The organism is Lysobacter sp. GQ73, from assembly GCF_059758755.1.
In genome coordinates this window covers 1,170,986-1,193,472 of sequence record NZ_JCAXEE010000001.1, presented here as the reverse complement: position 1 = coordinate 1,193,472, position 22,487 = coordinate 1,170,986, and the positions used below count along the sequence as shown (strand labels likewise).

At 68.4% G+C, this 22,487-nt stretch carries 16 protein-coding genes; 10 read left to right on the top strand and 6 right to left on the bottom strand.

Annotated features, from left to right (window positions below):
* The first annotated feature begins 170 nt into the window (after positions 1–170).
* Together AC6CH2_RS04885 and AC6CH2_RS04880 are read left to right on the top strand one after the other, a co-directional pair.
* The gene (locus AC6CH2_RS04885; protein ID WP_498268158.1) at positions 171–1,808 is read left to right on the top strand and encodes a POT-type proton-dependent oligopeptide transporter; all 1,638 of its coding nucleotides are present in this window, start codon (positions 171–173) and stop codon (positions 1,806–1,808) included.
* A gap of 112 nt (positions 1,809–1,920) precedes the next feature.
* On the top strand, positions 1,921–2,541 hold the full coding sequence (locus AC6CH2_RS04880) for a rhomboid family intramembrane serine protease (protein ID WP_498268218.1): 621 nt from the start codon (positions 1,921–1,923) through the stop codon (positions 2,539–2,541).
* Between the two features lie 104 nt (positions 2,542–2,645).
* Here AC6CH2_RS04880 and AC6CH2_RS04875 read toward each other — a convergent pair whose 3' ends face one another.
* The gene (locus tag AC6CH2_RS04875; RefSeq protein WP_498268157.1) at positions 2,646–2,843 is read right to left on the bottom strand and encodes a hypothetical protein; all 198 of its coding nucleotides are present in this window, start codon (positions 2,841–2,843) and stop codon (positions 2,646–2,648) included.
* Between the two features lie 250 nt (positions 2,844–3,093).
* On the opposite strand from AC6CH2_RS04875, the gene AC6CH2_RS04870 reads away from it, so the two are divergent.
* The 5 genes from AC6CH2_RS04870 (at position 3,094) to cfa (ending at position 8,350) form a co-directional block, all read left to right on the top strand.
* Positions 3,094–4,650 (top strand): hypothetical protein, encoded by a 1,557-nt coding sequence (locus tag AC6CH2_RS04870; RefSeq protein WP_498268156.1) that lies wholly within the window; start codon positions 3,094–3,096, stop codon positions 4,648–4,650.
* A gap of 184 nt (positions 4,651–4,834) precedes the next feature.
* Complete coding sequence (locus tag AC6CH2_RS04865; protein ID WP_498268155.1) at positions 4,835–5,110, top strand: GNAT family N-acetyltransferase; 276 nt, start codon at positions 4,835–4,837, stop codon at positions 5,108–5,110.
* 192 nt (positions 5,111–5,302) lie between these two features.
* On the top strand, positions 5,303–6,016 hold the full coding sequence (locus tag AC6CH2_RS04860; RefSeq protein ID WP_498268154.1) for a pseudouridine synthase: 714 nt from the start codon (positions 5,303–5,305) through the stop codon (positions 6,014–6,016).
* A gap of 108 nt (positions 6,017–6,124) precedes the next feature.
* A complete protein-coding gene (locus AC6CH2_RS04855) occupies positions 6,125–6,952 on the top strand; it encodes a DUF3298 and DUF4163 domain-containing protein (RefSeq protein WP_498268153.1) in 828 nt (275 codons plus the stop codon).
* A gap of 261 nt (positions 6,953–7,213) precedes the next feature.
* Complete coding sequence (gene cfa / locus AC6CH2_RS04850) at positions 7,214–8,350, top strand: cyclopropane fatty acyl phospholipid synthase (RefSeq protein WP_498268152.1); 1,137 nt, start codon at positions 7,214–7,216, stop codon at positions 8,348–8,350.
* Positions 8,351–8,468: 118 nt separating this feature from the next.
* On the opposite strand, the gene AC6CH2_RS04845 is transcribed toward cfa, so the two are convergent.
* Positions 8,469–9,905: an amino acid permease gene (locus AC6CH2_RS04845; protein ID WP_498268151.1), complete on the bottom strand. Its 1,437-nt coding sequence runs from the start codon at positions 9,903–9,905 to the stop codon at positions 8,469–8,471.
* Positions 9,906–10,105: 200 nt separating this feature from the next.
* Between AC6CH2_RS04845 and AC6CH2_RS04840 the strand changes: the two genes are divergently transcribed.
* Complete coding sequence (locus AC6CH2_RS04840) at positions 10,106–11,413, top strand: glycerophosphodiester phosphodiesterase family protein (protein ID WP_498268150.1); 1,308 nt, start codon at positions 10,106–10,108, stop codon at positions 11,411–11,413.
* Between the two features lie 276 nt (positions 11,414–11,689).
* On the opposite strand, the gene AC6CH2_RS04835 is transcribed toward AC6CH2_RS04840, so the two are convergent.
* The 4 genes from AC6CH2_RS04835 to AC6CH2_RS04820 form a co-directional block, all read right to left on the bottom strand.
* Positions 11,690–12,535: an NAD-dependent protein deacetylase gene (locus AC6CH2_RS04835; RefSeq protein WP_498268149.1), complete on the bottom strand. Its 846-nt coding sequence runs from the start codon at positions 12,533–12,535 to the stop codon at positions 11,690–11,692.
* A gap of 181 nt (positions 12,536–12,716) precedes the next feature.
* Positions 12,717–16,082 carry a YadA-like family protein gene (locus AC6CH2_RS04830; protein ID WP_498268148.1) on the bottom strand — a complete coding sequence of 1,122 codons (3,366 nt, stop codon included), beginning with the start codon at positions 16,080–16,082 and terminating at the stop codon, positions 12,717–12,719.
* Between the two features lie 287 nt (positions 16,083–16,369).
* Positions 16,370–17,137 (bottom strand): response regulator transcription factor, encoded by a 768-nt coding sequence (locus AC6CH2_RS04825; protein WP_498268147.1) that lies wholly within the window; start codon positions 17,135–17,137, stop codon positions 16,370–16,372.
* 254 nt (positions 17,138–17,391) lie between these two features.
* Positions 17,392–19,599 carry a M3 family metallopeptidase gene (locus AC6CH2_RS04820; protein WP_498268146.1) on the bottom strand — a complete coding sequence of 736 codons (2,208 nt, stop codon included), beginning with the start codon at positions 19,597–19,599 and terminating at the stop codon, positions 17,392–17,394.
* Positions 19,600–19,826: 227 nt separating this feature from the next.
* Between AC6CH2_RS04820 and AC6CH2_RS04815 the strand changes: the two genes are divergently transcribed.
* Complete coding sequence (locus AC6CH2_RS04815) at positions 19,827–20,210, top strand: VOC family protein (RefSeq protein WP_498268145.1); 384 nt, start codon at positions 19,827–19,829, stop codon at positions 20,208–20,210.
* 55 nt (positions 20,211–20,265) lie between these two features.
* Positions 20,266–22,353 (top strand): amidohydrolase family protein, encoded by a 2,088-nt coding sequence (locus AC6CH2_RS04810; RefSeq protein WP_498268144.1) that lies wholly within the window; start codon positions 20,266–20,268, stop codon positions 22,351–22,353.
* The last annotated feature ends 134 nt before the right edge of the window (positions 22,354–22,487 follow it).

Below are 22,487 nucleotides of genomic sequence, written 5' to 3'. Positions count from 1 at the left end.
GGGCCGACCATGCCCGTGGCGGTTCAGCTGGGCCGGGCATCGGCCGCGAGTGGGCCGGCCGCCGGGGCGATCGGTTAGGCTGTAGGGCTGGACCGCCTGGCCGCCGTCGCGCCCGGGTCCAGCGGGGGCGGCCATCGACCGCCTCCGCGCCCGACCGCCGAGGACCGTAGATGAGCCAAGCCGCCACCGCCCCCGCCACCGCCGATTCGCAGGGCAGGATGCCCCGCCAGATCGGTTTCATCATCGGCAACGAGGCGGCCGAGCGCTTCAGTTTCTACGGCATGCGCAACATCCTGACCTCGTTCCTGGTCGGGACCCTGCTGCTGGCCTCGACCTCCGACCTGGCCGAGCGCGAACACCTCGCCAAGGAGGTGTTCCACAGCTTCATGATCGGCACCTACTTCTTCCCCCTGCTGGGCGGCTGGCTGGCCGACCGCTATTTCGGCAAGTACAACACGGTCATCTGGTTCTCGCTGATCTACTGCGCCGGCCACGCCTGCCTGGCGATGTTCGAGCACAGCCAGGCCGGCTTCTATACCGGCCTGTTCCTGATCGCCTTCGGCGCCGGCGGGATAAAACCGTTGGTGGTGTCGTTCTGCGGCGACCAGTTCGACCAGAGCAACAAGCACAAAGCCAAGCTGGTCTTCGACGCCTTCTACTGGACGATCAACTTCGGTTCGTTGTTCGCGTCCTTGCTGATGCCGATCTTCCTGCGCGAGTACGGTCCGAGCATCGCCTTCGGCATCCCGGGCGCGCTGATGTTCCTGGCCACCTTCATCTTCTGGCTGGGCCGCAACCGCTACGTGCGGGTGCCGCCGACCCGCGACGCGCCCGATCCGGATTCGTTCTTCAACGTCGCCCGCACCGCGTTGAGCGCCCGCGCGGCCGGGCAGGGCAACCCCGGCGCGATCGTCGCCGGCCTCGGCGTGGTCCTGGCGATCGGCGCGCTGTCGCTGACCGCGGTGCCGGCGATGGGCTTCGTCAAGAGCGCCTGCCTGGCGCTGGGCCTGCTGATCGGCTTCGGCGGCTACGGTATTTCCCTGCAACTCGACCGCGCCCGCGGCAAGCATCCCGACGCCGCGGTCGACGGCGTGCGCGCGGTGCTGCGCATCCTGATCGTGTTCGCCTTCGTGACCCCGTTCTGGTCGCTGTTCGACCAGAAGGCCTCGACCTGGGTGCTGCAGGGCCAGAAGATGTTCGTGCCGACCGACCTGTGGTGGTGGCCGAGCTGGCTGATCTCCGGCGAAGGCGGCGCGCGCGCCGCGGCCTCGCAGATGCAGGCGATCAATCCGCTGTTGGTGATGCTGCTGATTCCGTTCAACAACCTGGTGTTGTACCCGGCGCTGCGCCGGATCGGCCTGCACCCGACCCCGTTGCGGCGGATGGGCTTCGGCATCGCCATCTCCGGCCTGTCGTGGGTCGTCGCGGCGGTGCTGCAGTTGTATATGGATGCCGGCCACCCCATGTCGCTGGCATGGCAGGTCCTTCCCTACGTGCTGCTGACCCTCGGCGAGGTGCTGGTCTCGGCGACCGCGCTGGAGTTCGCCTACAGCCAGGCCCCGCACGCGATGAAGGGCGTGATCATGGCGCTGTGGTACCTGACCAGCACCTTCGGCAACCTGTGGGTGATGTTGACCAACGCCGCGGTGCGCAACGAAGCGGTGACCACCCACATCGCCGCGACCGGGCTCAGCGAGAACGCCTTCCTGATGTTCTTCTTCGCCGGCTTCGCCTTCGTCGCGGCGGCCGCGTTCGCCTTGTACGCGCGCAGCTACCCGATGCAGGACCACTACCGCCAGGCCGCGTAAGCCGCCCGGCGGCCAGCCCCAACTCCCTTCCGAATCCGCCCGGCGCCGCCGGGCGGTCCGACCTGAGCGGATCCGGCCCGGCCGGACCCGCCGACGAGAACCCGAGCCGATGCTGATCACCCTCATCCTGATCGCCGTGACCGCGCTGGTGACGTGGCAAGCCTTCGAGAAGCGCAGCCTGTACGAGCGCCTGGTGCTGTGGCCGCCAGGGGTCGAGCGCTTCCGCCAGTACGATCGGCTGTTGACCCACGGCTTCGTGCATGCCGACTGGATGCACCTGCTGTTCAACATGATCACCCTGTATTTCTTCGGCGGCGCGGTCGAACGCTTGTTCGGCGAAGTGGTCGGGCCGCTCGGTTACGCGTTCTTCTATCTTTCGGCGATCGTGGTCGCGATCCTGCCGAGCTACCTGCGCCATCGCAAGGACGCCGGCTACGTCAGCCTCGGCGCGTCCGGCGCGGTGTCGGCGGTGTTGTTCGCCTTCGTGCTGGTCAACCCCTGGAGCTGGATCATCGTGTTCGTGATCCCGGTGCCGGCGATCGTCTATGCGATCGCCTACGTCGGCTATTCGTACTGGATGGACAAGCGCGGCCGGGGCAACATCAACCACAACGCGCACTTGTCGGGCGCGATCTACGGTGTGCTGTTCATGCTGTTGATGGAGCCGCAGGTGTTCTGGGTGTTCCTGCAGCGGCTCGCGAGCCCGAGCCTGCCTAGCTTCTTCGGCGGATGAGCGAAACGGCAGCGGCGCGGCCGCTGCCAGGTCGATATCGCCGCGTCCCCGGATTGCGGCTTTGCGAACGGCGGCTCAGGCCGCCGTTGCCGTTTGCGCGATGCTCAGGACAGCAGCAGTGAGGGCGCGGTGGCCTGGTCGTAGGCGTCGTCGCCGTACGAGGCGATCAGGCCCGCGTAGATCTGGGCATCGAGCCGGCGCAGCTCGGCGGCATCGGGCTCCGCGGTGCGGGCGAGCTCGTAGAGACGGGTGATGACGGCGTCGGCCTGCTGGTCGTCGTCCTGCGGCTTGAAGTAACGCATCTGAGACCCCCTTTGGTTTTTGCTGTGTGACGTACTTCACATTGAAGCACATTCCATGCCATCGATTTCAAGGGGTTTCGGCGTTCCAAAAGTGACACATCGCGTCAACACCGGGCGGTCAGGATCAGTCGGCTGACGCGACGGGTCGAGTCTCACCTTTGCTCACCCGCCATGAAGGTCGCGCGTGTTAACAAAACAGGCACGGTCCTTGGGGGCGACCGCTCACCGGAAAAACCGACAGGAGCAAGGCATGGCGATCAAGAAAGCCGGCAAGTCCGTCAGCAAGTCAGGCAGTAAAGCCGCAGGCAAGAGCGCCGCGGGCAAGAGCGCGAAGCGCGCTGGCAAGCAGGTCGCGGTCAAGGCCGCCACCAAGACGGCCAAAAAAACCACCGCCGCCAAGCGCGCAGCGACCAAGGCCGTCGCCAAGAAGGCGGGCGCCAGCAAAGCGGTCACCAAGAAGGTCGCCGCCAAGAAGGCTGCGACCAAGAAAGCCGTGGCCAAGAAGGTCGCGACCAAGAAGGCGACGACCAAGAAGGCCGCGACCAAGAAGGCCGCGGCCAAGAAGGCCGCGGCCAAGAAGACCGCGGCCAAGAAGGCGACGGCCAAGAAGGCGACGGCCAAGAAGACCCCGGCCCGGCAGCCGGCCGGGAAGGCCGCCGCCAAGCGAACCAACGCCACCAAGGCAGCGAGCAAGAAGGCCGCGAGCAAGAAAGTCAGCGCCAAGAAGGCAAGCGCGCAGCAGGCCGTGGCCAGCAAGACCCGCGCCGGCAAGGCCCCGGTCAGGCAGGCCGCGAGCAAGTCGTCCGCCCCTGGGAAAGCGGCGAAAAATCCCGCGAAAGCGACGCCCGCGAAGCAGGCGGCGACCGCCAGGAGCGTCGCCGGCCGGTCCGCACCGAGCCCGGTTTCGAAGTCAGCCGCCACAGCGAGACCGGCCGCGAGCCCCGCGGCCCAATCGGCCCGGCCGGCCCGGTCGGCCCAGCCTGCGGCCGGCCGTTCCGGCGCAGACAAATCGGCAACGAGCAAACCCGCAACGAACAGGCCGGCAACACGGCGCGACGACGACACGCGCAACGATGGCGGCGTAGCCGCGGCCAAGGCGTCTGCGCCGCGTGCGGCCAAGCCGCGGACGGTGCCGCCGTTGGCGCCGCTGATCGACAGCCGCATCGCGGCGGTGACGCCGACCGACGAGGTCGTCGACACGCCCATGGTCGCGACGACGGCGGTGACCGGCGTGCCGGCCCAGGCCGAAGCTGGGGCCAAACCGCGCAAGGCCAAGAAGACCCAGCCGGCCAAGCCGCAGGCCGACCGATCGGCAGCGGGTTCGCTGGTGGCCTCGGCCGGCGCCTCCGAATCGGCGGCGCCGGCGCTGCAGGGCGAAACCCATCGTTCGCGGGCCTCGCAATCGCCGGGTACGGCCGGGACGCTCGCCGCGCCTGGAGCCGCCGCCGAAGCCGAGCCGGCCGGCGCCGATGCCGATGCCGAGCAGCGCGAGGACGACACGGCGATGGATGCGGCCGGGGCTGCCGGCAGCGGCGTCGAGGGCGGCGACCGCCCGCACATCACCCCGGAACAGGCCCTGGCCAATACCCGCCAGCTGCTGGAGGCCAAGCAGGAGCAGGCACGCGAGCCGCAGCCCTGGCAGCAGCTCGAACCCAAGCACGGCCAAGTGCCGCAGCCGGGCCCGCAGTCGAGCAGCGCGGCGCAGAAGGCCGAGGAACTGCACGCCGCGGAAAGCCGGATGGACGCCATCCAGGGTTCGATCGGCACCCAGGACCGGCACAACCAGGGCAAGCGCGACAACCGCTGAGCTCGGGCATCGCGCCGGCTCCGGGGACAGGCTTCGGGGCCGGTCCGATCCGGTCGGCTCGATGTCCGGCCTTTAGCTGTTCGAAGGGGGCCGGCGTCGCGGCCCCCCGATTCGCAGTCGATACTTCTCGATAATCCACAACGCGGCCGTTCCGGTCGCGCTCACTCGCAACCCAGGTAAAGCCATGGCCGTCTCCATCCGCCACGTTCCCCAACAGCAGCGTTTCCTCACCGAAGTCGACGGGGTGGAGGCCCTGCTCGACTACCAGCTCAACGGCAACCAACTGGTCATCACCCATACTCTGGTCCCGGAGGCGATCGGCGGCCGCGGCATCGCCGGGGACCTGGTCCGGGCGGCGTTCGAACACGCTCGCGAAGCCGGCTACAAGGTCCGCCCGGCCTGTTCCTATGCGGCGGCCTGGATCCAGCGCCACCCGGAATACACCGAACAGCTGGGTTGAGCTCGCCGGCCGACGCCTCGCCGAAGCGTTCGGTGCGGCAGGCCCGACGGCGCCTGCGCCCCCGCGCTCCCGCAGGCCGGCCGGGGCCGGAGGCCTGAATCCCAACGCAGCCAGGGGTCGCCAAGCCGGCGCGGCTGTGCCAGCCTACGCGCCCTTCGCCCGTCTGCTGCCGGTTTCCGGCATCCTGTCTTTATGCGTCTGAACAAACACATCAGCGACACCGGCTTCTGCTCGCGCCGCGAGGCCGACCGCCTGATCGCCGAAGGCCGGGTCACCGTCAACGGCATGCGCGGCGGAGTCGGCGCCGAGGTCGGCGAGGGCGACGAGGTCCGCATCGACGGCGAAATCCTGCGCGCGCGCGCGGTGGTCAAGGGCAAGCGCCATCACGTCTACATCGCGCTCAACAAGCCGGTCGGCATCGTTTGCACCACCGAGTCGACGGTCAAGGAAAACATCGTCGATTTCGTCGGCCACGAGCGCCGCATCTTCCCGATCGGCCGCCTCGACAAGGACTCCGAAGGGCTGATCCTGCTGACCAGCAACGGCGACATCGTCAACGAGATCCTGCGCGCCGAGAACAAGCTCGAGAAGGAATACCTGGTCGCGGTGAACCACGAGGTCACCCCGGAATTCCTGCGCGGCATGGCCCGCGGCGTGCCGATCCACGGCCAGACCACCTTGCCGTGCAAGACCGGCAAGCTCGGCCGTTTCGGTTTCCGCATCGTGCTGGTGCAGGGCTTGAACCGGCAGATCCGCCTGATGGCGGCGCACTTCGGTTTCCGGGTCAAGCAACTGCTGCGCGCCCGCATCGGCAACGTCAAGCTGGGTCACCTCAAGCCCGGCCAGTGGCGCAACCTGACCGATCAGGAACTGCAGGGCCTGCTGCCACACCGCAACGAGTGGTGAACGGCGCCGCGCTCGGCGGCGGACCGATGGCGATCTAGATGTGGGCGTCACGCTTTGCGCGATAATCTCGTGCGAACAACCATGGACGTCCGCCAAAAGGATTGCTGTATGAAGCGTGTCATCGCCGTCTCCCTGCTTGCCCTGGCCCTGACGGCCTGCAAGAAAGAAGCCTCGCCGCCGCCCGGCGTCGCGCCGGCCGATCCGGGTGCGGCCTTGCCGGCGCCGGTGGTCGTCGCGGATGCGCCGGTCGAGCTCAAGGAAGTCGTCGAGACTACGCCTAACTACGTGGTCGGTATCACCTACGACACTCAGGCGGCGAAATATCCCGGCCTGGCCAAAGAACTCAAGGCCTATGCCGACCGCGCGCGCGCCGAGCTGATCGAGTCGGCCAGCGGACGCACCGCGAAAGAGAACCCCTCGCCGTACGAACTGTCGCTGACCTTCAACGACATTCTCGACACCCCCGACCTGGTCGCAGTGTCCGCCGACGGCAGCAGCTACACCGGCGGCGCCCATGCCGCGCCGCTGATCGCGCGCTTCGTCTGGCTGCCCAAGCAGAACAAGCTGCTGACCGCCGCCGAACTGGTGCCGCAGAAGCAAGGCTGGGACGCGATCTCGCGCTACGTCCGCGAACAACTGCACTCGGCCCTGTCGCAGCGCATCGATGCCGACGACCTGGCCCCGGCGGTGCGCGCCGAGCAGATCGAGACCGGCGGCCGGATGATCGACGACGGCACCTCGGCCGACCCGACCAACTTCGCCATGTTCGAGCCGGTCAAGGCCGCCGACGGCAAGCTCAGCGGGCTCAAGTTCGTGTTCGCGCCCTATGAGGTCGGGCCGTATTCGGATGGCACCCAGACCGTCGAAGTGCCGGCCTCGGCCTTGTTGCCGCACATCGCGCCGCAGTACCGCCCGATGTTCAGCGGCGGCGGCTGAGGCCCCGTTGCGGTCGGGCAGGGCGGGGGCCGGGCCGGGCTAGGGCGCCGCCTGGCTCAGCCCGACTCGCGTTCGGCGGACCCGGGTCCGCCGAACGCCGCGCGAAACGGCGAAGCCGGGCACAGCGCCCGGCACGGCGTTTGTTATGGTGCCGGCGATGCGGCCGGGCGTTGCGTTGCTGCCGCGTCGTCTCGGCGGCAGCGCGGCCGCCCGTCGCCGCGACCCGCCGCAGTCAGTTGCGTTGAACGAGCCGAGGCCGTCATGTCCGTTGCGTCGTTGCGTAAACGAGTCGAAGGGTTGCTGGGCCTGGCCGACGTGCGCATCGGCGGCGAGCGCCCGTGGGACATCCAGGTCGAAGACGACGAGTTCTACTCGCGGGTGATCGCGCAGGGCTCGCTCGGCCTGGGCGAGTCCTACATGGACGGCGTGTGGCATACCGATTCGCTCGACGAGATGCTGGTGCGCCTGTTGCGCGCCCACGTCGACGAGCAGGTCCACGGTTGGGCGGCGATCCTGGACGGCCTGCGCGCGCACCTGATCAACCTGCAGAGCCACCGCCGCAGCTTCACCGTCGGCGAGCGCCACTACGATCTCGGCAACGATCTCTACCGCGCCATGCTCGGCAAGCGCCTGGTCTACAGCTGCGGCTATTGGCGCGACGAGCGCGGGCAGCCGCTGCACGACCTGGATGCGGCCCAGGAAGCCAAGCTCGACCTGGTTTGCCGCAAGCTCGGCCTGCGCCCCGGCATGCGCGTGCTCGACATAGGCAGCGGCTGGGGCGAGGCGCTGAAGTTCGCCGCCGAGCGCTACGGCATCCATGGGGTCGGGGTGACCGTGTCGCGCGAACAGGCCGACCTGTCCGGCGAACTCTGCGCCGGGCTGCCGCTGGAGTTCCGCCTGCAGGACTACCGCGAACTCGACGAGCGCTTCGACCGGGTGTTCTCGCTGGGCATGTTCGAGCACGTCGGGGTCAAGAACTACGACGTCTATTTCGAGGTCGCCCGGCGCTGTCTCGACCGCGACGGCCTGTTCCTGCTGCACACCATCGGCGGCAACCGTTCGGTCAACCACACCGACCCCTGGATCGCCCGCTACATCTTTCCGAACTCGATGCTGCCCTCGGCCCGGCAGATCGCCGAGCACGTCGAGCAGCGCTTCGTGATCGAGGACTGGCACAACTTCGGCGCCGACTACGACCTGACCCTGCAGGCCTGGCGCGACAATGTCGAGCGCGCCTGGCCGCGGCTGGACCCGGAGCGCTACGACGAGCGCTTCCGGCGCATGTGGCGGTTCTACCTGGCCGCCTCGATGGCGACCTTCCGCAGCCGCCACGCCCAGCTATGGCAGCTGGTGCTCTCGCCGGAGGGGGTGCCTGGGGGGTATGTGGCTCCGAGGTGAAGCAGGAACCGGTGGGCAGGAACGAGTAACTAGGAACGAGTAACAAGTCGTGGGAATGGTGCGGCTTCCACTCTTTCCTCGTTCCTAATCCCTAGTTCCTAATCCCTAGCTCTAGCTCCTAGCCCTCGGCCGCCAGCTTGCTATGCCGCATGCCGTAGCCGAAATACACCAGCAGGCCCAGGCTGACCCAGATCAGGAAGATCAGCCAGGTCACCAAAGCCAGCTCGGACAGCAGCCAGATCGAGAAGCCGATGCCGATGATCGGGATCAGCGGCACCAGCGGGGTGCGGAAGGCGCGGTGCAGGTCGGGCTTGCGCACGCGCAGCACCCACACCGAGGCGCAGATGACGATGAAGGCCGAGAGCACGCCGATGTTGACCAGCTTGGCGACCTCGCCGATCGGCAGGAAGCCGGCGACCAGGGCGGTGAACACGCCGAGCACGATGGTCGGGCGGTGCGGGGTGCCGTACTTGGGATGGATCTTGGCGAACCAGCCCGGCAGCAGGCCGTCGCGCGACAGCGAGAACCAGATCCGCGCCGCGCCGAGCATGAAGGCGAACAGCACGCTGGCGATGCCGATCACCGCCGAGACCGAGATGGCCGCGGCGATCCACGGCAGGCCGAGGCGGGTGAAGGCTTCCGAGACCGGGGCGTCGCCGCCGAGGGTGGTGTAGGGGGCGATGCCGGTCAGCACCAGCGACACCGCCAGGTACAGCGCCATCGACACGCCCAGCGACAGCAGCACCGCGCGCGGCAGGTCGCGCTGCGGGTTCTTGGACTCCTCGGCCGCGGTGGTCAGGGTGTCGTAGCCGAACACTGCGAAGAACACCACCGCCGCGGCGGTCGCCACGCCCTGCAGGCCGAAGTGACCGACGCCGTTGGCGTCGACGACGCGCTCGGGGATGAACGGCACCCAGTTGGCCGGGTCGATGTAGAACGCGCCGACGCCGATCACCAGCACCACCGCGATGACCTTGATCGCGACGATCAGGGTGTTGAAGCGCGCGCCCCACTCGGTGCGGAACACCAGCAGCGCCGACACGCCGAGCGTGGCCAGCGCCGCGATCAGGTTGAACACCCGGCCTTCGCCGGTGCCGATGGCGCCTTGCGCCCACACCGGCAGATGAAAGCCGGCGCTGCCGAGCAGGGCCTGGACATAGCCGGACCAGCCGATCGCGACCACCGCCACGATCAGCGCGTATTCGAGCAACAGGTCCCAGCCGATCAGCCAGGCCGGCAGTTCGCCGAGGGTGGCGTAGCTGTAGGTATAGGCGCTGCCGGTGACCGGGATCATGCCGGCGAATTCGGCGTAGCACAGCGCCGCGGCGGCGCTGGCGATGCCGGCGAGCAGGAAGGCCAGGGCGACAGCGGGGCCGGCGTTGGTCGCCGCTTCGTGGCCGGCGAGGACGAACACGCCGACGCCGATGATGCCGCCGATGCCGATCGCGGTGAGCTGCCACAGCCCGAGCACGCGGCGGAAATCCGTACGTTTGCTGGCCTCGGCCTGCAGTTGTTCCACCGACTTGTGCCGGAATACCTTGGCCACCAGGCTCATCGAACGCTCTCCCCGAATGATCGCCGCATCATAGCGGCTGCGGCGGGCCGCGCTTCAATACGGGACCGTTCTGGGCCGGCTCGGTCAAATCGCGGCAATGCCCGGGCCGGATGATGGCGGGTCGGGTGCGGCGGACGCGCCGGCCCGGTGGCCTCGGCCGTGCAGAGGCACGAATGCAACGAACTCGTGGAGAATCGACGGTGAAGCGCACTACATCTCTTAGACTGGCCTGGATCGTCTGCGGCGTCCTGTGCGGCGCGGCGGCCCACGCCGCAGCCGTCACCCCCGCTGCCCCGGAGCCTGCGCCCGCCGTGCATACCGCCGCCGCCCCGCGCCTGATCGTGATCGCCCACCGCGGCGCCAGCGGCTATCGCCCCGAGCACACGCTCGAGGCCTATCGGCTGGCGATCCGGCAGGGCGCCGACTTCATCGAGCCGGACCTGGTCGCGACCCGCGACGGCGAATTGGTGGTGCGCCACGAGAACGAAATCTCCGGCACCACCGACGTCGCCGATCACCCCGAGTTCGCCGACCGCCGGGTCAGCAAGGTCATCGACGGCGAGACCCTGACCGGCTGGTTCACCGAAGACTTCACCCTGGCCGAACTCAAGACTCTGCGCGCACGCGAGCGTATCCCGCAGATCCGTCCCGGCAACCAGCGCTTCGACGGCCGGTTCGAGATCGCGACCCTGCGCGAGGTGATCGCCCTCGCCAAGGAGCACAGCCGCGACGGCCGGGTCATCGGCATCTATCCCGAGACCAAGCACCCGACCTGGTTCGCGCTCGAAGGCAAGCGCATCGACGGCACTCCGATCCACGTTTCGCTCGGCGAGAAGCTGGTGCAGACCCTGGTCGCCGAGGGCTTCACCGATCCGGCGCGGGTGTATATCCAGAGTTTCGAGGTCGCCAACCTGATCGAGCTCAAGCGCACGATTTTGCCGAAGGCCGGCATCGACCTGCCGCTGGTGCAGTTGTACGGCGATTTCGAGCGCGACCGTCCCTACGATTTCGTCTATCACCTCGCCCGCGGCAGCGACCTCGGCGCGCTATACGCCGGCCTGGGCGCGGCGATCCCGGGCGGCATCGGCGCCGGCACCGGCTACGGGGCGTTGACCGAGAGCGCCGCGCTGGGCTGGATGCGTGCCAACTACGCCGCCGGCCTGGGCCCGTCCAAGAGCAGCCTGCTGCCGCGCGTGCCCCTGCCGGCCAAGCGCGATGCCGACGGCGACGGCCATCCCCTGTTGGCGACGCGCAACACCGGCTTCGTCCATCCCGTGCTCGGCCGCGCCCTGCAACTCGGCCTGCAGGTGCATCCCTACACGGTGCGCGCCGAGGAACCGTTCCTGAGCGAGACCGCCAGCGGCGTGGCCCAGAGCGCGCTCGGCGAAGCCCTGCAGCTCTACAGCCTCGGCGTGCAGGGTTTCTTCATCGACCAGCCCGACATCGGCGTGGCCGCGCGCAAGCTGTTTCTCCAGCACAGCCGCATCGACCGGCGGCCGACGCCCTGAGCGGCAGCGCCGCTTGCGGGCAGACAGCGCACGGCGAAGTCAGCGCACCGCTTCTGGGTAGGAGCGACGCGAGCCGCGACGGGCGAAGCGGTGAATGCCGCGTCTTCGTTCGCAGCTGAAGGCTGTGACGTATGAAAATAAAACCGAGTGTCCGGGCTTCGGTTGCGGCGCTGGCGTTAACTTTTTCGGTCGGTCGCGGCTCACGCCGCTCCTACAGTCGTGGGTATCGTTTTCCGAGTCCCGAACCCGAACCCGAACCCGAACCCGAACCCGAACTCACCCCAACGCCGCCTCCAACGTGGCCGCGCAATCGGCTTCGAGCTTGAGCGTGGCGATGCCGTCGGCGCGGGTCACGCCGCGGTTGAGCAGGGCCAGCGGCAGGCCGGCCTCGCGCGCGGCGCGGGCGAAGCGGAAGCCCGAATAGACCATCAGCGACGAGCCGATCACCAGCATCGCGTCGGCTTCGGTCAGGGCCTGCTGGGCCGCGGCGACGCGCGCACGCGGCACGTTCTCGCCGAAGAACACCACGTCGGGCTTGACCATGCCGCCGCAGTGCTCGCACACCGGCGTGGCGAAGCGCTCGAATTCCACGCCCTCCAGGTCGGCGTCGCCGTCGGGCAGGGCCGCCGCGCCGAGCCCGGCCCAGCCCGGATTGCGCTCGGCCAACTCGGCCTGCACCGATTCGCGTGCGCGCCGCGCGCCGCAGTCGAGGCAGACGATCTCGTCCAGGCAGCCGTGCAGATCGACCACGTCGCGGCTGCCGGCGCGCGCATGCAGACCGTCTACGTTCTGGGTCACCAGCGCATGCCGGCCGTCGCGCTCCTGCCACCGCGCCAAAGCCTGATGGCCGCCGTTGGGCCGCGCGCCGGCGAACGAGGGCCAGCCGACGAAGCTGCGCGCCCAGTACCGGGCACGAGCGCGGGCATCGCCGACGAAGGCGCGAAAATCGATCGGCGGCTTGCGTTGCCAGGCGCCGTTCTCGTCGCGGTAATGCGGGATGCCCGAGCCGGTGCTCAGGCCGGCGCCGGTCAGTACGAACACCCGGCGGTGCGGACGCAGCCACTCGTACAGGGCCTGGGCGGCGGTATGCGCATCGCGGTTGTCGGCGGCGTTCGGGTTCATAGGCGGGGTCGCGGGCTCGGCGGGGCTGAACCCTAGATGGCGGCGCCGCGGCGGCGATCCAAGCCCGGCCGCGCCGCGGCAGCGAGCGCGCGATAAAGAAAGCCGCCCGAATCGCTTCGGGCGGCCTGGCGAACCACGGCGGGGCGCGCGCGGTCGCCGGGGGGAGGTCAGGATTCCGGGCTCACCACATCAGGCCGGCGCCGACGGTCACGCCGACATCGCCCTTGGAGTTGCTGTTGCCGGAGAATTTATAGACCCAGCGGCCGTCCTCGCTGATCGTCGAGACGCCGATCGCGAAGCCGGTTTCGCCGCGGAACGAGCTCGCCGCGATCGCCGCCATGCTCTTGCCGGGCATGTACGACTGCGGCAGGCCCGCGACCGCCATCGCCGAAGCGACGCCGGCGCTGGCCTTGTCGTCGAGCTGGCCGATTTCCTGGCGCAGGTTGTTGCCCCAGTTGTCGGTGTACTGGTTGGAGGTGGTGATGGCGCGGTTGACCCCGTCGTTGAGCTGCTGGACGTTGACCGCGTCGGTGTTGGAGGTGCCGGCGCGGACGTTGCGGATCTGCACCGAGCTGCCGCCGTTGTTGAGGGTCACCTGGGTGGTGTTGACGCTGCCGTCGACGTTGGTGTCGTAGCGCACCGTGCCGGCCTGCGAGGAGCGCAACTGGGCGACGTTGACCGCATCGTTATCCTGGCTGCCGGCGGCGACGTTGACGATCTGGCGCTGCGCGCCGGCGTTGCCCACCGACACCGTATTGGCGCGGTCGGCCACCGCGCCCTGGCCGAGCGCGACCGCGCCCGACGCGGTGACGCTGGCGCTTTCGCCGACCGCGACCGCATTGGTCGCCCCCGCCGCGATGGTGCTGTTGGCGCCGACCGCGGTGCTGCCGTCGGCGTTGACCCGCGCATTGCCGCCGATCGCGGTGTCGTTGTCGCCGGCGGCGTAGGCGTCGCCGCCGACTGCGACGGCATGCTGGCCCATGGCGCTGGCGCTGGCGCCCGCGGCGATCGCGCGGGTGCCGGTGGCGACCGTGGCGTTGCCGGCCCCGTCGATGGCGATGCGCGGTTCGGAGGTTCCGCCCGGCGGCAGATTGTCGATGCGGTTGTTGATGGTGGTCAGGCTGGCGTCGACCGCGGCGAAGGCGGCGCCGACGTCCTGGTAGCTGCCGCCCTGCACGGTGAAGCTCGGCGCGCCGAAAATCCCGCCGCTGAAGCTGGCGCCGGCGCCGAAGATCGAGGCGATGCCGTCGCCGAAGCCCTGCACCTGGCCGCCGTTGATCGCTTCCAGGCTGCCGGCGGCGATCTGGCCGCCGGCGACGTTGTCCAGGATCGTGCCGGTGCCGGCCGGACCTTGCAGGGTGGCGCGGGTGTAGTCGGGGTTGCCGCTGCCGTCGTCGTCGTACTTGAGGGCGAAGGCGTCGTTGCCGGCGAGGCCGCCGTCGAGCGCGCTCAGGGCCGCGCCGACATCGTTGTAGGTGTTGCCGCCGATCACGTAGTTCGGCGCGGTGAAGCCGCCGCCGGCGTTGAAGGTGGCGCCGCCGCCGAACAGCGCCGCGGTCGAGGTACCGAGACTGAACAACTGCCCGCCGTTGATCGCCTGCAGGCTGCCGGCCGCGATCTGGCCGCCGGCGAGGTTGTCGATCACCGTGCCGGTGCCGGCCGGGCCCTGCAGGGTGATGTTGCCGTAGTCCGGGTTGCCGCTGCCGTCGTCGTCGTAGCGCACGGCGAAGGCATTGCTGCCGGTCAGGCCGCCGTCGAGCGCGGTCAGTGCGGCGCCGACGTTGTTGTAGCTGTTGCCGCCGATGACGTAGTTCGGCGCGGTGAAGGTGCCGCCGGCGTTGAACACCGTGCCGCCGCCGAGCAGGTTCGCCACCGAGCTGCCGATGCCGAAGATCTGGCCGCCGTTGACGGCCTCCAGGCTGCCGGCGGCGATCTGGCCGGCGGCGAGGTTGCCGATCAGGGTACCGGTCCCGGCCGGGCCGCTCAGGGTGGCGCGGGTGTAATCCGGATTGCCGCTGCCGTCGTCGTCGTATTGCACGGCGAAGGCGTCGGCGTTGGCCATGCCGGCGTTGACCGCGGCGAAGGCGTCGCCGGCGTTGTTGTAGCCGTTGCCGTCGATGATGAAGTTCGGCGCGGTGACGGTGCCGTCGGCCGCGACCGAAGCGCCGGCGCCGAGGCGCTGCGCATTGGACTGGCTGATCGCGAAGATCTGGCTGCCGTTGACCGCCTGGGTGCTGCCGGCGGCGACGACGCCGGCGCCTAGGTTGGACACGATGGTGCCGCCCGCGCCCTGCAGGGTGACGTTGCCGAAGTCGGGCGTGCCGCCGAGGTCGTCGTACTTGACCGCGAACGGATCGGCCGCGGCGTTGGCGAGTGCGCCCTGCAACTGGGCCACGTTGACCGCGTCGGTGGCGAGGCTGCCGGCGGCCAGATTGGTCAGTTTGCGGGCCGCGCCGGCCGAGCCGATCGACAGTTCGCCGGCCGAGTTCTGCGGGGCGACCAGGCCGAACGCGGTATAGCCGGTCTGGGCGCCGATCGCGGTGCTGGAACCGGCGCCGAGCGCGATGCTGTCGGCGTGGGTCGAGGTGGCGCCGAAGCCGAGAATGGTCTGGCGGTTGGCGTTGCCGAAGGTGTTGTCGCCGATCAACACCGAGTTGCCCAGGCGCGCGGCGTAGTTGGTGTCGGGGCCGCCGGTGAAGCCTTGCGAGGCGGCGGTGACGGTCGGCAGCTGATGGCGGGCGTTGGTGCCCATGACGATGGTGTTGGACCCGTTGGCGTAGCTGCCGTCGCCGATGATGACCTGGTTGTTCTGCGCCGGGTTGGTGCGCCAGGTGCAGGCCAGGCCGATGATCACGCACGAGGCGTTGTTGTTGTTGCCGGTGTAGTTGCTGTCCTGGAACTGGATGTAGCTGTCGGAATGCACCGCGCCGATCAGGGTCAGGTGGTTGGCCGGCTGATTGCCGTCCAGGTCGAGCACGTTCGGCGCCTGCACCAGGTTGAGGATCAGCGACAGATACGAATAGTTGAAGTTGGCCCGGTCGATGGTCAGGCAGCCGCTGCCGAGCAGGCCGCAGGCCTGATAGTCGTTGCCGAGCAACCAATTGCTCAGGTACGCGCTGATGCCGGGCAGGCTGTTGTTGAGCGGATCGGGCGGCTGGATCACGCTCATCGGCGAGGCCATGCCGCCGTCGTCGAAGGCCATCGAATCCCAGGTGGAGCTGTTCGGAATGCCGTCGAACACCAGCGGCAGCAGCGGCGCTTCCTCGTCGAGCAATTCGTCGCTGGCGGCGGTCTGTTCGGGCGACGAAGACGAGGTCTGCTCGCCGCTCTGTGCGCTCATCTCGATGGCCGGCGCCGACAGTGCCGAACCGTCTTCGGCGGCGCCGGCGAGCAGCGGCGTGGCCGCCAGGCTCAGCGCCAGGCACCAACAGGCGGTCGATCGGAACAGCGAAGTGCGCGTCAGTCCGACGCTGCGGCTGCGAATGTCGTACCCGGCGGCGGATGCGGCGGCCGGAAGAGTTCCGTTCTGCGTGTCGCGCTGATTCATGGCAACAGTCTCCGTCTACGATCGATGCGGTGAGCCGATCGACAGCGCGAGACGGAGCACACGCAAGCCGGCCATCGCGGCCGCGATTCGTTCTCTGTCCCCGGTATCACACGGCCGCCGCGTTCGCTGGCGCGACGGCCATCGGCTGATGCAGGCTAGGCAGCCCATCTACGCAATACACTCATGCAGCATCACGTTCACTCACGTGCGCTCACGCAGGTAAATGACGTGTACGGCCCCGGGTTCGGCCGCCCCCTGCGGCCGTTATGAAAGTCGCTGGTGACTGTTCAATGGTTCGAACGCACGATGGTGCATAGATAACCCATGCCGCGCACGGCGCGCAGAGGCAACGGCAGGGGACTCATCAGCGCGACTTTCTTGCGCAGACGGTAGATAAGCATTTCGAGCCGGTGCGGGTCGAAATCGTAGACGTCGCTGGTCAACGAACCGATCAGGCTGTCGTGCGAGACCGGATGACCGCCGGCGCCGGTATTGACCAGGCGCAACAGCACGCTGCGCTCGGGTGCGCTGAGGTCGATCGAGGAACCGTCGGGCGTGCGCAGGGTCCAGCCGTCGAGCGCGAGTTCCCATTCGCTCAGGCCGGCGCCGCTGCGCGTGGGCATCGCGCGCATGTGGTGCTGCAGGCTGTGCATCGCGGTGACGACCGCGGCGAGTCCATCGAGGTCGACCGGCTTGGCGAAGCAGGCGTCGGCGATCTCGCGATACGAGTCGGCGTGGCGGCTGCCGTCGGCATCGGCATCGAGCATGACGATGCCGATGTCGGAATGCTGGCGCAGGTGCAGGGCGAGGGTGCGCGGATCGTCGTCGGGCAGGTCGCTGGCGATCACCGCGATGTCGCAGGGCGAACTGAGCAGATTGCGGTACAGGGCGGTGGCGTTCGCGCATTCGACCACCGCGAACTGGCGCATCTGCAGCGAGTGCAGGATCTGCTGTCTCAACAGCGGGTCGCGTTCGACCAGCGCGATGCGGCGGTCGTTGCGGTTGGAGCCGGTGCCGGACGAGCTTGCAGCTTGGACCACGGAGATGGCGGCCATCCTGATGTCCCCCTGTTGATCGGACTTCCTGCCGTTGCGCTTGCGCGCGACGGCCCGGTCGATATCCAAAATCAGGTTAGTTGGGCTCCACTTGGACCGAATGTGACATAAGTCGAGCTTCGCCGGAAGTGCGTAATTTCTTTGGAATTCTTTAGATCGAGATAACGGTTGTCATGTGCCTTCCAACGACAAAAAGGCCGCCCACCGGACAGGTGGGCGGCCTTGGTTGGCAAACAGCCTGGGACTAGCCTGAATTATTTATTCTTGGGCTCGCCGGCGGCCGGGGCGGTCAGGCCACGGCGCTCCAGCAGGGGCTCGATCTTCGGCTCATGGCCGGCGAAATCGCGGAACAGCTGCAGGGCGTCCTTGCTGCCGCCGCGCGAAAGCAGGGTGGCGCGGAAGCGGTCGCCGTTCTCGCGGGTCAGGCCGCCGTGCTGCTTGATCCACTCGACCGTGTTCGCGTCCAGCACTTCCGACCAGATGTAGGCGTAGTAGCCGGCCGCGTAGCCGCCCATGATGTGGCTGAAGTACGGGGTGCGGTAACGCGGCGGGACCGGCGCGTAGTAGATGCCGTCCTTCTTCAGCGAGGCGGTCTCGAAGGGCATCACGTCGTTGGCCTTCGGCACCTGCGCGGCGTCGCCGATCTGGTGCAGGTTCTGGTCGAGCATCGCCGCGCCGAGGTATTCGGTGGTGGTGAAGCCCTGGTTGAACTTGGAGGCGGCCAGGACCTTGTCGAGCAGTTCCTTCGGCATCGGCTCGCCGGTCTGGTAGTGCTTGGCGTAGTTGGCCAGCACCGACGGCCAGTCGGCCCACATCTCGTTGACCTGCGAGGGGAACTCGACGAAGTCGCGCGGCACGTTGGTGCCGGAGAAATAGGGGTATTTCACCTTCGAGAACATGCCGTGCAGGGCGTGGCCGAACTCGTGGAACATGGTGGTGACCTCGTCCCAGGTCATCAGCGTCGGCTTGCCGGCCGGCGGCGCCGGGATGTTGAGGTGGTTGGCCACCACCGGCAGGGTGCCGAACAGTTCCGACTGGTCGACGTAGGAGTTCATCCAGGCGCCGCCGCGCTTGGAATCGCGCGCGTACATGTCGGCGATGAAGATCGCCAGTTGCTTGCCGTCGGCATCGAACACGTCGTAGACGGTGGTGTCCGGGCGGTACAGCGGCAGGTCGGTGCGCTGCTTGAACTTCAAGCCGTAGAGCTGGCCGGCGGCATAGAATACGCCGTTCTCGAGCACGTTCTTCATCTCGAAGTAGGGCTTGAGCTGGGCTTCGTCGAACGCGAACTTTTCCTTGCGCACCTTCTCGGCGTAGAACGCCCAGTCCCAGGGCTCGAGCTTGAAGCTCTTCTCGCCCTTGGCGGCCTGTTCCTTGTCGATCATCGCCTGCAGGTCGGCCGCCTCGCGCTGGGCGTTGGCGATCGCGGCCGGCGCGAGCTGGCCGAGCATCTTGTTGACCGCCTCGGGGTTCTTGGCGGTCTCGTCCTCGAGCACGTAGGCGGCGTAGTTCGGGTAGCCCTGCATCTTGGCGCGCTCGGTGCGCAGGGTGACGACCTTGGACACCAGCTCGGTGTTGTCGAAGGCGTTGCCGCGGCTGTTGCGCGCGACCGAGGCTTTGTGCAGCTTCTCGCGCAGGGCGCGGTTGGTCAGGTCGGTTTCCGGCGGCTGGCCGGTGGTGTTGAGCAGGGTCAGCAGGTACTTGCCTTCGAGCTTGCGCGCCTTGGCCGCTTCGGCCGCGGCGGCGATGCGCTCGTCGGACAGGCCGTCGAGTTCGGCCTTGGTGTCGACGACGATGGCCGAGTCCTTGACCTCTTCGAGCACGTTCTCGCTGAACTTCGCGCCCAGCTCGGCCAGTTCGGCGTTGATCGCCTTCAGCCGGGTCTTCTGCGCGTCGCTGAGGTTGGCGCCGCCGCGGACGAAGTCGGTGTAGTAACGCTCGACCAGGCGCACGCCCTCGGCGTCCAGGCCGAGCTTGTCGCGCTGGCCGTAAAGGGTCTTGATGCGCGCGAACAGCTTGGGATTGAGGTTGATCGCATCGCGGTGCGCCGACATCTTCGGCGCGTATTCCTGCATGAGCTTCTGCCGCACCGGGTTGGTGTCGGTGCTCATCAGGTTGAAGAAGGTCGACGAGGAGCGGGCCAGGATGCGACCCGAGCGCTCCAGCGCCAGGATGGTGTTGTCGAAGCTGGGCGCGTCGGCGTTGTTGGCGATCGCGTCGATCTCCTTGAGCTGGTCGGCCATGCCGCGATCGAAGGCCGGCGCGAAATCGGCGTCCTTGATCTTGTCGAACTGCGGGAACTGCAGCGGCAGCGGGCTCTCCTGGAAGAACGGGTTCGCGTTCGATCGAGCGTTGGCGGTCACGGCTTGGTCTGCTTTGGTCTGGGCCTGGGCATTGTGGGCAAGGCTGGTACCGGTGGCGAACAGGGCCACGGCCAGCGCCAGCGCGAGGGGATGCTTCATCGTGCGGAACCTCGTCAATAGGAACCTTAAAGCCTAACCGACCCCGGGCCGGGGCGGCCCGTGACGAAAGGCATGGCCGCCCCGGACAGGCTTGCTGCGGCTGCCAGAACATGACCAAGGGGCCAGGTTCGCCGGACGCGGCCGGTTTACACTCCGGCGCAGTTCACCAGGAGCGGGGCGATGGCGAGGGGCAGCCGACACACAGGACGAGCGCCCGGACGGACGCCATGACGGCGCCGAACGCACAGCGTTTCGTGCCGATGCTGCACGTCGCCCAGGTCCCGCGCGCGGTAGCCTTCTACGCCACCTTCGGCTTCGAGGTCGCCAACACCCACCACGAGCCCTCCTGCGGCGACGACCCCGTCTGGGTGTTCCTGCACAGCCCCGGCGGCGCCGAGCTGATGCTGGTGCTGGCCGACGGCCCGGTCGACGACACCGTCCAGGCGGTGCTGTTCTATCTCTATTGCGACGACGTCGCGGCGATGCGCGAGCGCGTGCTCGCCGCAGGCATCGAGGCCGGCGCGATGGCGTATCCGTTCTACCGCCCCAAGGGCGAGTTCCGGATCCGCGACCCGGACGGCTACGTCCTCATGGTCACCCATCACGATTGACGGTTCTGCGACTACTTCTTTCCGATTCCTACCCATTCTTCCGGAGCACGATCCGATGCCTCAGCTGCCGATGTCCCGTCCGACCCCGCGCGCACCGCGCCTGCCGCGCGTCGCCCGCCTGGCCCTTGCCGTCTGCCTCGCCTCGGGTTTCGCCGCCAGCGCCTTCGCGGCCGAGACCACGCGCTACCTGGCCCTGGTCGACGGCGGCAAGCAGGCCGGCCAGCAGGTGGTGACGCGCGCCGACGACGGCACCACCACGGTCGACTTCATCTTCAAGGACAACGGCCGCGGCCCCGAGCTCAAGGAGACCTACACCCTGGCGAAGGACGGCACCTACCAGACCTACCAGGTGCAAGGCACGTCGACCTTCGGCGCCAAGGTCGACGAGAGCTTCCGCCGCGACGGCGACAAGGCGGTGTGGAAGTCGCTGTCGGATTCGGGCGAGGCGACGGTGTCCGGCCCCGGTCTGTACGCGCCGCTCGGCGGCACCCCGGCCGGCTTCTCGGTGATCCTCAACGCCTTGGCCAAGCGCAGCGACGGCAAGCTGCCGCTGCTGCCCAACGGCAGCCTGAGCGCGCGCAAGATCGACGAGGCGCAGGTCAGCCGCGACGGCAAGACCGAGAAGGTGCAGCTGCTGGCGATGACCGGGCAGGGCTTCACACCGAACTTCGCCTGGGCCACCACCGGCGCCGAACCGCGCCTGTTCGCCTTCATCTATCCCGGCTACCTGCAGCTGATCGAGGAGGGCTGGCAGGCCAATGCCGCGGCCCTCGAAACCCGCCAGAAAGCCGCCGAGGGCAAGCTGCTGGTCGAGCTGCGGCAGAAACTCGGCCACCGCTTCGCCGGCACCACCGTGCTGCGCGAGGTGCGCGTGTTCGACAGCGAGAAGGCCAAGCTCGGCGAGCCCACCGACGTGGTCGTGACCGACGGCAAGATCGTCTCGGTCGGTAAGGCCGCGGCCTCGCTGAAGTACGACCGCAGCGTCGACGGCGGCGGCCGCGTGCTGATGCCGGGCCTGTTCGACATGCACGGCCACCTGTCGCGCTGGGACGGCGGCCTCAACATCGCCGCCGGCGTGACCACCGTGCGCGACATGGGCAACGACAACGCGACCCTGCAGCAGATGATCGGCGAGATCAAGGCGGGCACCTTGATGTCGCCGAACGTGGTGCCGGCCGGCTTCATCGAGGGCGAGAGCAATTTCTCCGCGCGCAACGGTTTCGTCATCAAGGACATCGCCGGGGCCAAGGCAGCGGTCGACTGGTACGCCGCCAACGGCTATCCGCAGGTCAAGATCTACAACTCGTTCCCGAAGGAATTGCTGCGCGAGACCGCGGCCTATGCGCACAGCAAGGGCCTGCGCGTCAGCGGCCACGTGCCGGCGTTCATGCGCGCCCAGGACGTGGTCGACCAGGGCTACGACGAAGTCCAGCACGTCAATCAGCTGCTGTTGAATTTCTTCGTCGACGACAAGACCGACACCCGCACCCTGCAGCGCTTCTACCTGGTCGCCGACAAGGCCGCCGACCTCGACCTGGATTCCAAGCCGGTGCAGGACTTCATCGCGACCCTGGCGAAGAAGCAGATCGCGATCGACCCGACCCTGGCGACCTTCGAGTTCCTGCATCAGCGCGACGGCGAGTTGTCGCCGATCGTCGAAGGCATCGCCGACCACCTGCCGCCGGACGTTCAGCGCGGCCGTCGCTCGGCCGAGATGAACATCCCCGACGACGCGACCGCGGCGCGCTACGACAAGTCCTACGCCAAGGCGGTCGAGTTCGTCGGCCGCGCCTACAAGGCCGGCGTGCCGCTGCTGGCCGGCACCGACGAAGTGCCCGGCTTCACCCTGCAGCACGAACTGGCCCTGTACGTGCGCGCCGGCCTGACTCCGTCGCAGGCCTTGCAGGTCGCGACCTGGAACGCCGCCAAGGTCGCCCGCGTGCTCGACGACCGCGGCTCGGTGACCGCCGGCAAGCGCGCCGACCTCATCCTGATCGACGGCGACCCGACCCGCGACATCGCCGACATCCGCAAGGTCTCGCTGGTGCTGCAGGGCGATACCGCCTACTACCCGAGCGAGGTCTACGACGCCCTGGGCGTGAAGCCGTTCGCCGCGCCGGCCAAGGTGGTTGCGGCGAAATAAGCGCCGGCTAACGCGCAGTGAGGTAGGTCGGGGCGGAATGCCTGCGACGTGCAGGGCGCGGCGAGGCAGATCCCGCGAAGAGTCCCCTTCGAGGAGGGGGCTCTGGCTGAGGATGGCAAGCGATCTGCCATGCA